The sequence below is a fragment of the Thalassospira profundimaris WP0211 genome, assembly GCF_000300275.1.
Classification (GTDB): domain Bacteria; phylum Pseudomonadota; class Alphaproteobacteria; order Rhodospirillales; family Thalassospiraceae; genus Thalassospira; species Thalassospira profundimaris.
Genome location: NZ_AMRN01000002.1, coordinates 39,328 through 53,112, shown reverse-complemented (window position 1 = coordinate 53,112; position 13,785 = coordinate 39,328). Strand labels below are relative to the sequence as shown.

The following is a 13,785-nucleotide window of genomic DNA, read 5'->3' as shown; positions in this document are numbered from 1 at the left end:
CTCAGATGGCCAAACCCGAATAAAATCAATCGGTTCCAAACCGGCGATTATACTCAAGTTGATCCGCGCTCAGCTGGAAACCAAGATAGATTTCGTAATCCGGACCGGTCCAGACATCGTCCAGCGGCACCGACAGGGTCACCTGTTCGTCACGGATACGTGCCATGTTCAGATTGTCGGCAAACGCCATATTAACGTCAAACACCGATTTCTGAATGAAGGCGCCGTTCGGGTCACGCAGGGCGACGAAATATTTAAATTGAACGTTACGGTTCTGGGCTGCCGGTCCAAGCTCGGCGGTAATGATCGGACTGATGATGACATCAAGTTCCTTGTCATCAAGGTCATAGCCGCAATCACCAAGGTATCCGGTAAATTCGGCTTCGACGATCACATCGGTCAGGTCGCGGCCAGCACCACTGAACTGGACAAGTTTTGCGGTATCCTTTGGCAGATAGGCCGCCGGACAAACCGGGACCGGCTGTTCTTCGAACGGGTTGCCACCGCCGCATGCGCTTAGCAATCCACCAAGCGAGACCATACCCAATGCATAAACGCGCCGAAGTCCGTTACCGATTGTCATCCAAGCCTCTATCAAACCAAATGTTTTCGGGCCGCATCGCGACGACCGGCCCGCGCGCAGTCTATTCTGTCGCGGATGTCGGCACAACCCGCTTGAACGGCCTTGGGCCGTGTAAAACGTCAAAAATTCGGCCAACCCGCAACGACCATTTACCCCAGAGTCATTGCACCGCATGATCAGGCAGGTTATGTAACGTCAATGTTTGAAAAATGCGTCGGCAACGCCCGCACGCAATTGGGAAAGCCGGACCTGTATCATGTCTGACAAAGCCAGCCTTCGGATCGTTCTTGCCAATCCGCGCGGTTTCTGCGCGGGGGTTGATCGCGCCATCGAGATCGTCGAAAAGGCACTCGAAAAATATGGCGCACCGGTCTATGTCCGCCACGAAATCGTGCATAACAAATTCGTGGTTAATCGCCTGCGCGATATGGGTGCCGTTTTCGTTGACGAACTTGATGCCGTTCCCGATGGCGTACCAGTGATCTTTTCGGCCCATGGTGTCCCGAAATCCGTGCCCGAGGCGGCCGAAACCCGCAAACTTGAATATCTTGATGCGACCTGCCCGCTGGTCTCCAAAGTCCATCGCGGGGCGGAACGTCATCACGCCGATGGCAAACATATTCTTCTGATTGGTCATGCCGGTCATCCCGAAGTCATCGGCACGATGGGCCAGTTACCCCCCGGCAGCATGACCCTGGTCGAGACCGAGGAAGACGCCGAAACCATCGAAATCAGCGATCCGGAAAATCTGGCCTTCGTGACCCAGACGACCTTGTCACTTGATGACACCGCCAAGATCATAGAAATCCTGCAACGGCGTTTCCCGTCAATCGCGGTGCCGAAAAAGGAAGACATCTGCTACGCCACGACCAACCGCCAGCATGCGGTCAAACTGATTGCGGAAAAGGCCGATGCCATTCTGGTCCTTGGCGCGCCAAACTCGTCGAACTCCAACCGCTTGGTCGAAGTCGCCAAACGCGAAGGCTGCACACGGTCGGTTCTGGTCGAACGTGCAAAGGATATCGACTGGTCCAAGCTTGACGGTATTTCAAGCCTTGGCATCACTGCCGGTGCATCGGCACCTGAAATCCTGGTCGAGGAAGTCATTGATGCCTGCCGCGAACGCTTTGACGTGACGGTCGAGACAATCACGCTGACCAACGAAAATGTCACTTTCAAACTTCCGCGTCAGCTTGCCAGCTAGGTCTGCGGACATGCTTATTTTAAGATCAGGACGACGATAGAACTCATGGCCGTCTACACCGACGTTTCAGACGAAGATATTTCCCGCTTTGTGGCCGAATACGATATCGGTGACGTGGTGTCGTTCAAGGGGATCGCAGAAGGCGTCGAAAACACCAACTTCCTGCTTCAGACGACAAAGGCGCCTTATATCCTCACCCTGTATGAGAAGCGGGTAAATCCCGATGATTTGCCCTTCTATCTTGGTCTGATGGATCACTTGTCGGCCAAGGGCCTGAATTGCCCGACCCCGATCCACGGCAAGGACGGTGTTGCCCTGCGACGGCTGTGTGGTCGCCCGGCCGCCATCACATCCTTCCTGCAAGGCATGTCTCCCAGGCGCATTCAACCTCATCACTGTGCCGGGGTTGGCGCCGCACTGGCCGAGTTGCATTCAGCCGGTCAGGACTTCGAAATGCACCTGCCAAATGCGCTGAGCATCAAGGGATGGCGTTCGCTTTTCGACAGCTGCGCGGAACATGCAGACGATGTCGAACCCGGCCTTGGCAAAATGATTGGCGAAGAACTCGCATTTCTTGAAGAAAACTGGCCGCACGCCCTTCCCAAGGGGGTCATTCATGCGGATCTGTTCCCCGATAACGTCTTCTTCTTTCCGAACAAGGAAGCCGTTTCCGGGCTGATTGACTTCTATTTCGCGTGCAATGACCTGTTTTGCTACGACGTTGCCATCTGCATGAATGCCTGGTGCTTTGAACCCGATAACAGCTTCAATGTGACCAAGGCCAAAAACCTTCTGTCGCATTACAGCAAGGTCCGTCCGCTTTCGGACGTCGAAAAGGCCGCCCTGCCCATTCTGGCGCGCGGCGCAAGTCTTCGGTTCCTTCTGACACGGCTGTATGACTGGGTGAACACCCCCAAGGATGCGCTGGTCACCCCGAAGAACCCGCGCGAATACATCAACAAATTGCGGTTCCACCAACGTGTGGAAAACGCAACAGCCTATGGCCTGGATTAGGCACAAAGGCGGGGAACACGACAATATGACTTCAAGTAACGGTGACGATAACCGCGTCGAGATTTACACAGACGGCGCGTGCAGCGGCAATCCCGGCCCCGGTGGCTGGGGTGCAATTTTGCGCTTCAAGGGTGTCGAAAAGGAAATGTCGGGCGGCGATCCGGAAACCACCAACAATCGTATGGAAATGATGGCCGCCATTAGCGCGCTGGAGGCCCTGAAACGTCCCTGTGTCATCGATATCTACACCGACAGCAGCTATGTCCGCGACGGCATTACCAAATGGATTTTCGGCTGGCAGAAACGTGGCTGGAAAACCGCCGATAAAAAGCCGGTCAAGAATGTGGAATTATGGCAACGTTTGCTGCAAGCCCTTGAACCGCATAAGGTTGAGTGGCATTGGGTCAAGGGTCATGCCGGTCACCCGGAAAACGAAAGATGCGACGAATTGGCCCGACAAGCTGTGCCGCGATAACGAATTTTTCGCGGTTATCGGGAAAACTGCTTGAAGCTGAGGGACTTCGCTACAAGATAAATAGCTTTGCTGGCTTGTGTCAGATAATTGAATGTTTAACGAAATCAAACTTGCGTTTTCATCAAGTTGCGGTTTGACTTGAGACTAATTCAAGGGGGTGTTGGCACCCATACAAAGGTCGAGTACATTATATTCGACTAGCCTAAAGTGGGTGTCAGGGAGAGAACGCTTGTCACGCGGATCGTACGGGTTTTTACAACGAAAGTCCTTGAGCAGTCGGCTGCTGTTTATCGCATTGCCGCTTGTTTCGCTGTTCTCGCTCGCCCTTTTCATCGTCTTTGGCTATGTCAGCTACAAGGTGCTGCGCGACGACCTGAATGGCAAAGTCGAACAGACCGCCGACATTAATGCCCGCGTTCTGGCCACACCTTTCTGGTATCTCGACGTCGACAATATTGAATCTGCCCTCAACGCCATGGCGCGTGATCGCGACATCGTCGCCGTGCAGGCACTGGGCGCAGACGGCACCGAATTTGCCCATACCGGCGTATCGCAATCCGAACTGACCGACACGCTTCGACTTTCGCGCCGTGTCTATTTCGAACGCAACAACGTGCGCCATGACGTTGGCGAACTGGTGATTTACTTCACCGACGCACGTGTTCAGGATTTGCTGTTCCGCCGTATTGCGATCGACATGATCCTGTTCGGGCTTTTGATCTCGGTCGTGGCCGCAAGCCTTCTGATCGCCAACAAACGCTCGATCAAGGAACCGCTCAACCGGTTGCTGCATTCCATTCGAATGACCAAGCACGGCCGCCTGCGCCGTCCGGTGGAATGGAACAGCTCGGACGAACTCGGTCTTCTGATCCGCGAATATAATGAAATGGTCGCCCTTCAGGGTCAGGCGCAGGAAGAAGCCCAGCGCAAACAGGCCCTGCTGGAAGCAACCCTTCACAATATCGGCCAGGGCATCTGTCTGTTCGATCAGGACCTGAACCTGATGGTCTGGAACGAACGCTATATCGAATTGCTGAACCTGCCGCGCGATCTGGTCAAGGAAGGCACCCCGCTTTCCGATATCCTGCGCTATAACGGCGAACGCGGCGAATATGGCGATGTCAGCATTCAGGCCCTGATTTCCGACCGTGTTGCGATTGCCCGTCGTCGTGAACCCTATCGCATGGAACGTACCCGCCCGAATGGCCGCGTCATTCAGGTTGATCACAACCCGATGCCGGGCGGCGGTTATGTTGCGACCTACACCGATATTACCGAACGTAAACAGACCGAAGCGCGCATGCGTCACCTTGCGGTCCATGACGTTCTGACCAGCCTGCCGAACCGCACCCTGTTCCTTGACCGTCTGCGTCAGGCTCTACTGTCGGCCCGTCGTTTCCAGCGCGGCGTGACGGTTCTGTTTGTCGACCTTGACCGGTTCAAGGATATCAACGACCACTTCGGCCACGATGTTGGCGATCTGATGATCCAGGAAATGGGGCAGCGTCTGTCGCGCATCATCCGGGATTCGGATACCGCCGCCCGCCTTGGTGGCGATGAATTCGCAATCATCCAGACCGATGTCCAGAACATCGAAGACACCATCGCCCTTGCCCAGCGCATCATTGATGAACTCTGCCAGCCATTTGATTGCCGCGGCATCCGCCTGCATTCGACGGCCAGTGTCGGCATCACCCTGTTCCCGGAAGACGGCGAAAACCCCGAACAACTGGTCAAGAACGCCGACATGGCGATGTATGCCGCCAAGGCCGAAGGGCGCAACAATTACCGCTTCTTCCTGCCGTCGATGCACGAACGGGTCAAAGAACGCAAAACCATCGAGGAAGATCTGCGCAACGCGCTCGAACATGATCAGCTCGAACTTTACTATCAGCCGAAAATCGATTGCCGCACCGAACGTGTTGTCGGTGCCGAGGCGCTTGTGCGCTGGCATCACCCGGAACGCGGCCTGATCCTGCCGGGCGAATTCATTTCCGTTGCCGAGGAATGCGGCCTGATCAACCGTCTGGGAGCATGGGTTCTTGAAAAGGCCTGCCGTCAGACACGCATCTGGCGCGACTCATCCCTTTCCGATCTTCGGATTGCCGTCAACCTGTCCCCGGCCCAGTTCCAGGATGCCGAACTGGTTGATAGTGTGACCAAAATCGTCAAGGAAACCGCCCTGCCGCATGGCACGCTGGAACTTGAAATCACCGAATCCATTCTGATGAACAACCCGGAAAAGGCGGTCTCGACGCTCAAGGAACTCAAGGAACTTGGTGTTCTGATCGCGATTGATGATTTCGGCACCGGCTATTCGTCGCTGAACTATCTCAAACGGTTCCCGGTGACCTCGATCAAGATCGACCGTTCATTCGTGAACGACATCCATGTCGATGTCGATGACAAGGCCATTGTCGATGCGGTCATCGGCTTGGGTCACAGCCTCAATCTCGAAGTCGTTGCCGAGGGCGTGGAAGAAGTCGAACAGCTTGTCTATCTGCAGGAAAAGGGCTGCGACTTTATCCAGGGCTTCCTGTTCTCCAAACCATTGCCCGCCTCGACCTTCGAAAGTTGGGTCAACGAGCGGCATGGCACCGAACAGGAAACTGTCTCAGCCAAATCCTGATCCGGGCACATCCCAAAACAAACCGGTCGCACCCGTTATGGGGTCCGACCGGTTTTTTATTAGATGGGCGATCCTAAATGGAAGTTAGTAAAGCGCTGCATCCCCATGTGCGTCGCCGGCACCATTTGATGAAACTGCTGTTTTGTCAGATGACTTGCGATCCACAAGATCAACAATCTCGGAAATCACCTTGGCCAACTGATAATCCTTGGGGGTATAGACCGCCGAAACGCCCATTTGGCGCAGCACCAGCATATCAGATTCCGGGATAATCCCGCCGACAACGACCGGGATATGACCAGCCCCTTGGGCACGCAGCCCGTTGACCACTTCACGCACCAGCGGCACATGCGACCCGGACAGGATCGAAAGTCCGATGACATGCGCGCCGTCTTCAATCGCATTGCGTACCAGTTCCTCTGGCGTCCAGCGAATGCCTTCATACAGCACTTCAATCCCGGCCTCACCCGCCTTGACCGCAATCTGTTCGGCCCCGTTGGAATGACCATCCAGACCCGGTTTACCGACCAGCATCTTCATGCGTTCGCCAAGCTTGTCGGAAACCTCATCAACGCGTTTGCGCAAATCCTGAAGGTTTTCCGCATCCCCGGTCATGATCATCGATGTAATACCGGTCGGCGCACGGTATTCGCCAAACACCTCGCGCAGGGTTTCCGACCACTCGCCCGTTGTCACCCCGGCATGAGCACAGGCGATGGAACTTTCCATGATATTGCGGCCTTCGCTGGCGGCTGACTTCAAATCGGTCAGCGTGGCATCGACTTCGGCCTGATTGCGCTCCGACCGCCAGGCTTTTAGTTTTTCGATCTGGTCCTGTTCGGCCATGTCATCGACGGTCAGGATCGATTTCTCCCCCGATGTCAGCGGCGATGGTTCGGTTTCGGTAAAGGCATTCACACCGATCACTTTTGTCAGGCCGCTTTCGATATCGGCCAGACGCAGCGCGTTGGACCGCACCAGTTCCTGTTTCATATAGCCGCAATCAACTGCGGCAATCGCCCCGCCCATCTCATCGATCTTCGCGAGTTCTGCCCGCGCGCCTTCCTTAAGCGCGCCGACCTTGCGTTCAATCGCCGGGTTGCCATCAAACAGGTCTTCATATTCCAGAAGATCGGTTTCATAGGCCATGATCTGTTGCAGGCGCAGCGACCATTGCTGATCCCATGGACGCGGCAGGCCAAGGGCCTCATTCCAGGCGGGCAACTGCACGGCGCGCGCCCGCGCATTCTTTGACAGAACCACCGCCAGCATCTCGATCAGAATACGATAGACGTTATTTTCGGGCTGCTGTTCGGTCAGGCCCAACGAGTTGACCTGAACGCCATAGCGGAACCGGCGATATTTGGCGTCTTCGATGCCGTAACGGTCGCGGGTGATTTCATCCCAGAGTTCGCAGAATGCCCGCATCTTGCAGATTTCAGTAACAAAGCGAATCCCGGCATTCACAAAGAATGAAATACGCCCGACCACCTTGGCAAAGTCTTCTTCGGGCACCTGACCCGAATCGCGCACCGCATCCAGAACCGCAATCGCCGTTGCGAGTGCATAGGCAAGCTCCTGCTCGGCCGTCGCCCCGGCTTCCTGCAAATGATAAGAACACACATTCATCGGGTTCCATTTCGGAACCTCGCGATAGGTAAAGGCCGCGACATCCGTAATCAGCTTAAGGCTGGGCGCGGGCGGGAAGATATAAGTCCCGCGTGACAGATATTCCTTGATGATGTCGTTCTGGGTCGTGCCCTGCAGGCTGGCGCGCGCGGTGCCCTGCTTTTCGGCCACCGCAATATAAAGTGACAAAAGCCAGGCCGCTGGCGCGTTGATCGTCATTGATGTGTTCATCTGATCAAGCGGGATGCCGTCAAACAACGTCATCATGTCGCCAAGATGGGAAACCGGCACGCCGACCTTGCCGACTTCGCCACGCGCCAGAACATGGTCAGAATCATACCCCGTCTGGGTCGGCAGATCGAAGGCCACCGAAAGCCCGGTCTGCCCCTTTGCCAGGTTCTGACGATAAAGCGCATTTGATGCCTGTGCGGAGCTATGCCCGGCATAGGTCCGGATCAGCCACGGGCGATCGCGTTCCGGCTTTGCTGCGTTGCGCTTTTTTTCCATCGACATCGCGACCTCTTGTATTTTTATTACTCAATGTCTTTACGATAATTACGCCTGAACGTTATTAAATTATCTACTAGACATCACTTGGGTAATTATATAACAATTTGTGCAACGCGATAAAAGCGAAAACAAATATCGCCTAGGTTATCCTTGCTGAAATTCCGCAGGAAACCGGGAGATGCCCGGGGAAAATAAAATAAATTCCGTGGCTTGGAGGATCCGTCGACCGCAACGCAGCATTGGTAATTTAATTACCCTGCAGACCGGATCGACCCCGAACAAGGAGTGAAGGCCATGAATACGTCTGCTGAAGTGCTGCCTTTCCGTGGCGGTCAGGAAGAAAAAGATCTTTATGAAATTGGCGAAATCCCGCCATTGGGCCATGTGCCAAAGAATATGTATGCATGGGCGATTCGCGAAGAACGCCACGGCGAGCCCGATACCGCCATGCAGTGCGAAGTCCTGCCAGTGACCCAGCCTGACAGCCACGAGGTGCTTGTTCTCGTGATGGCGGCCGGGGTGAACTATAACGGTATCTGGGCATCGCTTGGCAAACCGATCTCGGTGTTCAATTCCCATGACTGCCCGTTCCACATTGCCGGATCGGACGCATCGGGCATCGTTTGGGCGGTTGGATCGAAAGTCACCCGATGGAAAGTCGGTGATGAAGTCGTCATTCACTGCAACCAGGATGATGGCGACGACGAAGAATGTAACGGTGGCGATCCGATGCTGTCCCCGACCCAGCGCATCTGGGGCTATGAAACACCGGATGGATCCTTCGCGCAGTTCACTTGCGTTCAGGCACAGCAGCTCATGCCGCGCCCCAAACATCTGACCTGGGAAGAAAGTGCGTGCTACACGCTGACCCTTGCCACCGCATACCGCATGCTATTTGGCCATCGTCCGCACATCTTGCGTCCGGGGCATAATGTTCTGGTCTGGGGCGCATCGGGTGGTTTGGGCTCGATGGCGATCCAGCTGATTACAACGGCCGGGGCCAACGCGATTGGTGTCATTTCCGATGAAACAAAGCGCGACTTTGTTCTGGGACTGGGTGCCAAGGCCGTGATCAACCGCAAGGATTTCAATTGCTGGGGACAGCTTCCCACCGTCAACGGCCCGGAATTTGGCGACTACATGAAAGAAGTCCGCAAATTCGGCAAGGCGATCTGGGACATCACCGGCAAGGGCAATGACGTCGACATCGTCTTTGAACATCCGGGCGAACAGACCTTCCCGGTATCGTGCAACGTTGTGAAACGCGGCGGCATGGTTGTGTTCTGTGCCGGCACCACCGGCTTTAACCTGACATTCGATGCGCGCTTTGTCTGGATGCGCCAGAAACGCATTCAGGGCAGCCACTTCGCCAACCTGAAACAGGCGGCACAGGCCAACAAGCTTGTGATCGAACGCCGTCTGGATCCGAGCATGTCTGAAGTGTTCAGCTGGGAAGACATTCCGCGCGCGCACATGAAGATGATGCGCAACGAACACAAACCCGGCAACATGGCCGTTCTGGTCCAGGCAAAACGCCCGGGGATGCGCACCCTTGAAGAAGCAGTCGAAGGCTAGTCCCACATTAATCTTCGACTGATAGCTGGCACCCCGCGCGCATTCTCGCCCGATCTGCGCATGGGGTGCCACCACCCTTTATGCTTTGATGCACTCATAACTGATCCGCGCAATCGCCCCACAGGATTGCACGACGAGGACCTGATCCGAGGACCCGAAGAATGACGAACAACGCCCTATTGCCTGACCTCGAACGTTTGTGCGATGACGCCCTTGCGGCACTCAGCCCGGTTTATGACGCGGCCGAATATGCGCTGCGGACTGCTGTAACGGTCGATGGCCGGGTTAATGCAGATGCCTTTGATGACAACCAGTTTGCCGCACACGGCTTTGCCTGGTTCACCACCTATGTCACCGCCCTTGGCCAGATGAAGGCATGGGCAAATCGCCTTAAGGATCAGGGCAAGTTCGGCAATCTCGAACAACTGATCCTGCAATCGGCGTTCGGGGAATATCTGGCGCAGATCATCGGTGGCATTCCGATGTCACAGGGCGAGATCATCCGTCTTTCGACCCTTGGCGTTTCGGATGACCTGATTGCATCCCTTGCTGCCAACCCATCGGTCGCGACCCTTGCACGTGGTGGCAATTCCGATGCAGCACGCCGGGCGATTGCCGCTGAAATCGAAGACAGCCTTGATACCGGCCGCTTTGGCGAAACCGGTCTTGAAGACGAAACCCTTGATATGGTGCGCGATCAGTTCCGCCGCTTTGTTGAGGAAAAGGTATCGCCGCATGCCCATGGCTGGCACGAACGTGACGAGCTGATCCCGATTGAAATCGTCAATGAAATGTCTGAACTGGGCGTTTTCGGCCTGACCATCCCCGAAGAATTCGGTGGCCTTGGCATGGGCAAAACCGCGATGTGCGTTGTCACCGAAGAACTTTCTCGTGGCTATATCGGTGTCGGGTCGCTTGGGACACGTTCTGAAATTGCTGCCGAACTCATCCGCCTTGGCGGAACCGACGCGCAAAAGGAACATTACTTGCCCAAACTGGCATCGGGCGAAATCCTGCCAACCGCCGTCTTTACCGAACCCAACAATGGATCGGATCTGGCCCACTTGCGCACGCGTGCGGTCAAGGATGGCGATACCTATAAGGTCACTGGCAACAAGACATGGATCACCCATGCCGCGCGGTCTGATCTGATGACGCTTCTAACCCGCACCAACCCCGACGAGTCCGGTTATCGCGGCCTGTCGATGCTGCTGGCCGAAAAGCCACGCGGCACCGATGAAAACCCGTTCCCGGCCGATGGCATGTCGGGTGGCGAGATCGAGGTGCTTGGTTATCGGGGCATGAAGGAATATGAGCTTTCCTTTGACGGGTTCGAAGTCCCGACCGAGAACCTTTTGGGCGGCGAAGAAGGCCAGGGCTTCAAACAATTGATGGCAACCTTTGAGTCGGCCCGTATCCAGACCGCAGCCCGTGCTGTCGGCGTCGCCCAGAACGCGCTTGAGATCGGTATGCGCTATGCCAAGGATCGCATCCAGTTTTCCAAGCCGCTTTACGCCTTCCCGCGCGTCTACGGCAAAGTCGCATGGATGGTAGTTGAAACCATGATCGCCCGCCAGCTGACCTATTTCTCGGCCTTTGAAAAGGATCAGGATATCCGCTGCGATATCGAGGCCGGCATGGCCAAGCTTCTAGGCGCGCGCGTCGCATGGTCGAATGCCGACAACGCCCTGCAGATTCACGGCGGCAACGGCTATGCGCTTGAATATCAGATCAGCCGTGTGCTGTGTGATGCGCGCATTTTGAACATTTTCGAAGGGGCTGCCGAAATTCAGGCACAGGTGGTCACGCGCGGCATTCTGACCCGGTGAACGACATAACATTCTGAAATACTGATAAAATTCTCATCCGAACCGTGGCCCCTGTGAACAACGAGGGCAAACTTGGCCCGCCAACACTGGCGGGCCTTTTTCCATATCAACCTAAAGTATGATATATTTTGGACTTACCAGTAGTGATACACTCCCCAAAAGCACACGCAGACCACTGAAAGTCTGTGAAAAAATCGGGCCAAAAGGTCCGCCGGGAATAAGGGAGAGAATGGCAAATGAATCACAGCTCTGCAATGCCAGAAAGTACAATCTATGCGCTTATAAATGCCGCCACGGATTTGTTTGCGCAACATGGAGAACAGCTTGCAGAAAATCTGGTCACCGAACTGTTGGGGACCGGGCAAAGTAGTGCTGCGCCAAGTGATCCGCAACATCATGTTGCCGAACTGTCCCGACGTTTTACAACTCTGATCAATGCAAACAGCCCGGATGCATTCAACCAATGCTTTAACGAGCACGTTCTGGCCAATGCGGTCATCGGAGTGGCACCCGATCATATTGTACTGGCCTACCACAAGGTTTCAGCACTTTGCGCAACGCTTGCCGCGCGGTCCAAGGGTGGAACTGCCGCGGCGGATGCGGCGCGCTGCCTGCTGATGGCGGATATGGGCAGCCTGATATCGGCGCGCCAGACCGTTTTGGCCAACCAGCGTTCCGCCTCTGAAATTCAGTCGATGTCGGAAATCATTGAACGCGAAACCGACAATATCATTTCCGAGGTCGGCTTCCAGGCCGGGCGCACCAATGACGTGGCGCAGGCCATGGAAAGTGACGCCAGCGAGCTTTCCCAACTGGTCGAACGCATCACTGCCACCACCGAAGTCGCCAGCAGCAATGTCGCAACCGTCGCATCCGCGACCGAGGAACTGCAGGCATCCAGCCACGAAATTGCCGAACGCATCCACAAAACCAATGACATTGCCAGTCAGGCCGTCACCCGCGCCCAGGAAACATCCACCACCATGGGCAGCCTGTCGGAAACCGCGACCGAAATCGGCAAGGTTGTTGATATCGTCAAACGCATTTCTGATCAGACCAAGATGCTGGCACTCAACGCCACGATCGAGGCTGCGCGCGCCGGCGACGCCGGCAAGGGTTTTGCCGTGGTCGCCAACGAGGTCAAAAACCTCGCCACCCAGACCGAAAAGGCCATCCTTGATATCAACGCCCAGATCACCGCCATTCAGGGCGCCACATCCGAGGCGGTTACCGCGATTGAGGGCATCGGCGGCGCGATTGACGAAGTCAGCCAGCTTTCAAGCGATATCTCGGCATCGGTCGAACAACAAACAGCCGCGATTGCCGAAATCTCGACAAGTGCGCAGGAAGTCTCCACCCACATGCAGGGCATTTCCGGCGACATCGAACTGGCCAGCCACAAATCGCACAATGCCAGCCAGACGGCGGAAAACCTTCGCATTCTTTCTTCGAATATCCGCAATGATATCAACGAGATGGAAACGCGCTTCCGCATGGTTCTGCGCAGTGCAGACAACACCAACCGTCGTCACGAAGAACGGGTTCCGATTGCGGTTGATATCAAGGTCGACTTTGGCAACGGTGATGTGCGCCAGGGTGTCACCGCAGACATGTCGCTTGCCGGCCTGCTTGCGCGTATTGATGCCAGCGAAGATGACCGCAACAAAGCGATCACGATCACGATGACCGACGGCACCCGGCTTAAGGGGACGGTCAAAGCGTACTCGACACTCGGCACCCACATCCAGTTCACCGAAATCGACGACGAAGCAACCAAGGTCATTTTGGGACTGCTTAAGAAAACCCACGAACATGACGCCAAGATTGCCGATCTCGGCAAGCAATTGGCCGGCGAGTTGGGCAAGGTTCTTGAAGGCGGTTTGCGCAGTCACGAATTCACCCATGATGATCTGTTCAATACCCGCTACGAGCCGATTGACGGCACCGATCCCAAGCAATTCATGACGCCCTATGTGCCCTTTACCGACCGCAACTTCACCCCGTTGCAAGAAGCCATTCTTGCAAAGGACGAACATATCGTCTTTGCCGCCGGTGTGGATACCAACGGCTATCTGCCGACCCACAACAAGGTCTACAGCCAACCGCAAAGACCGGGCGAACCCGCCTGGAATATGGGCAACTGCCGCAACCGGCGCATCTTTGATGACCGTGCCGGTCTGATGGCCGGGCGCAACACCAAGCCCCACCTGCTGCAGACCTATTTCCGTGACATGGGCAACACCGTCGTCTTCATGAAGGAATGCGACGTGCCGATCATGGTCAATGGCGAACAGTGGGGCAACCTTCGGATCGGTTACAAATCCTAGGCATTGCCAA

General features: G+C 55.6%; 9 protein-coding genes. 7 read left to right on the top strand and 2 right to left on the bottom strand.

Annotated elements, in window-relative coordinates; translation table 11 throughout:
* Window positions 1-25: 25 nt before the first annotated feature.
* Window positions 26-583, bottom strand: a complete 558-nt coding sequence (locus TH2_RS04345) for a hypothetical protein (protein ID WP_008889185.1) — start codon at window positions 581-583, stop codon at window positions 26-28.
* 256 nt (window positions 584-839) lie between these two features.
* Here TH2_RS04345 and ispH point away from each other — a divergent pair, with 256 nt between their 5' ends.
* The 4 genes from ispH (at window position 840) to TH2_RS04325 (ending at window position 5,905) form a co-directional block, all read left to right on the top strand.
* Window positions 840-1,787: a 4-hydroxy-3-methylbut-2-enyl diphosphate reductase gene (gene ispH, locus TH2_RS04340; protein ID WP_008889184.1), complete on the top strand. Its 948-nt coding sequence runs from the start codon at window positions 840-842 to the stop codon at window positions 1,785-1,787.
* Window positions 1,788-1,832: 45 nt separating this feature from the next.
* On the top strand, window positions 1,833-2,801 hold the full coding sequence (locus TH2_RS04335; protein WP_008889183.1) for a homoserine kinase: 969 nt from the start codon (window positions 1,833-1,835) through the stop codon (window positions 2,799-2,801).
* Between the two features lie 25 nt (window positions 2,802-2,826).
* A complete protein-coding gene (gene rnhA, locus TH2_RS04330) occupies window positions 2,827-3,276 on the top strand; it encodes a ribonuclease HI (RefSeq protein WP_008889182.1) in 450 nt (149 codons plus the stop codon).
* 268 nt (window positions 3,277-3,544) lie between these two features.
* The gene (locus TH2_RS04325) at window positions 3,545-5,905 is read left to right on the top strand and encodes a putative bifunctional diguanylate cyclase/phosphodiesterase (RefSeq protein ID WP_008889181.1); all 2,361 of its coding nucleotides are present in this window, start codon (window positions 3,545-3,547) and stop codon (window positions 5,903-5,905) included.
* Between the two features lie 84 nt (window positions 5,906-5,989).
* Here TH2_RS04325 and TH2_RS04320 read toward each other — a convergent pair whose 3' ends face one another.
* Window positions 5,990-8,047 (bottom strand): protein meaA, encoded by a 2,058-nt coding sequence (locus tag TH2_RS04320; protein ID WP_008889180.1) that lies wholly within the window; start codon window positions 8,045-8,047, stop codon window positions 5,990-5,992.
* Between the two features lie 291 nt (window positions 8,048-8,338).
* Between TH2_RS04320 and ccrA the strand changes: the two genes are divergently transcribed.
* From ccrA to TH2_RS04305, 3 genes are all read left to right on the top strand, one after another.
* On the top strand, window positions 8,339-9,619 hold the full coding sequence (gene ccrA, locus TH2_RS04315) for a crotonyl-CoA carboxylase/reductase (protein WP_008889179.1): 1,281 nt from the start codon (window positions 8,339-8,341) through the stop codon (window positions 9,617-9,619).
* 161 nt (window positions 9,620-9,780) lie between these two features.
* The gene (locus tag TH2_RS04310) at window positions 9,781-11,448 is read left to right on the top strand and encodes an acyl-CoA dehydrogenase family protein (protein ID WP_008889178.1); all 1,668 of its coding nucleotides are present in this window, start codon (window positions 9,781-9,783) and stop codon (window positions 11,446-11,448) included.
* A 236-nt stretch (window positions 11,449-11,684) separates the two neighbouring features.
* Window positions 11,685-13,775 (top strand): methyl-accepting chemotaxis protein, encoded by a 2,091-nt coding sequence (locus TH2_RS04305; protein ID WP_008889177.1) that lies wholly within the window; start codon window positions 11,685-11,687, stop codon window positions 13,773-13,775.
* Window positions 13,776-13,785: the final 10 nt, after the last annotated feature.

Excerpts from the sequence above, each read along its gene's own strand:
- TH2_RS04335 (WP_008889183.1), top strand. The coding sequence starts at position 1,833 with ATGGCCGTCTACACCGACGTTTCAGACGAAGATATTTCCCGCTTTGTG.
- TH2_RS04320 (WP_008889180.1), bottom strand. The coding sequence starts at position 8,047 with ATGTCGATGGAAAAAAAGCGCAACGCAGCAAAGCCGGAACGCGATCGC.
- ccrA (WP_008889179.1), top strand. The coding sequence starts at position 8,339 with ATGAATACGTCTGCTGAAGTGCTGCCTTTCCGTGGCGGTCAGGAAGAA.
- TH2_RS04310 (WP_008889178.1), top strand. The coding sequence starts at position 9,781 with ATGACGAACAACGCCCTATTGCCTGACCTCGAACGTTTGTGCGATGAC.
- TH2_RS04305 (WP_008889177.1), top strand. The coding sequence starts at position 11,685 with ATGAATCACAGCTCTGCAATGCCAGAAAGTACAATCTATGCGCTTATA.
- TH2_RS04345 (WP_008889185.1), bottom strand. The coding sequence starts at position 583 with ATGACAATCGGTAACGGACTTCGGCGCGTTTATGCATTGGGTATGGTC.
- ispH (WP_008889184.1), top strand. The coding sequence starts at position 840 with ATGTCTGACAAAGCCAGCCTTCGGATCGTTCTTGCCAATCCGCGCGGT.
- rnhA (WP_008889182.1), top strand. The coding sequence starts at position 2,827 with ATGACTTCAAGTAACGGTGACGATAACCGCGTCGAGATTTACACAGAC.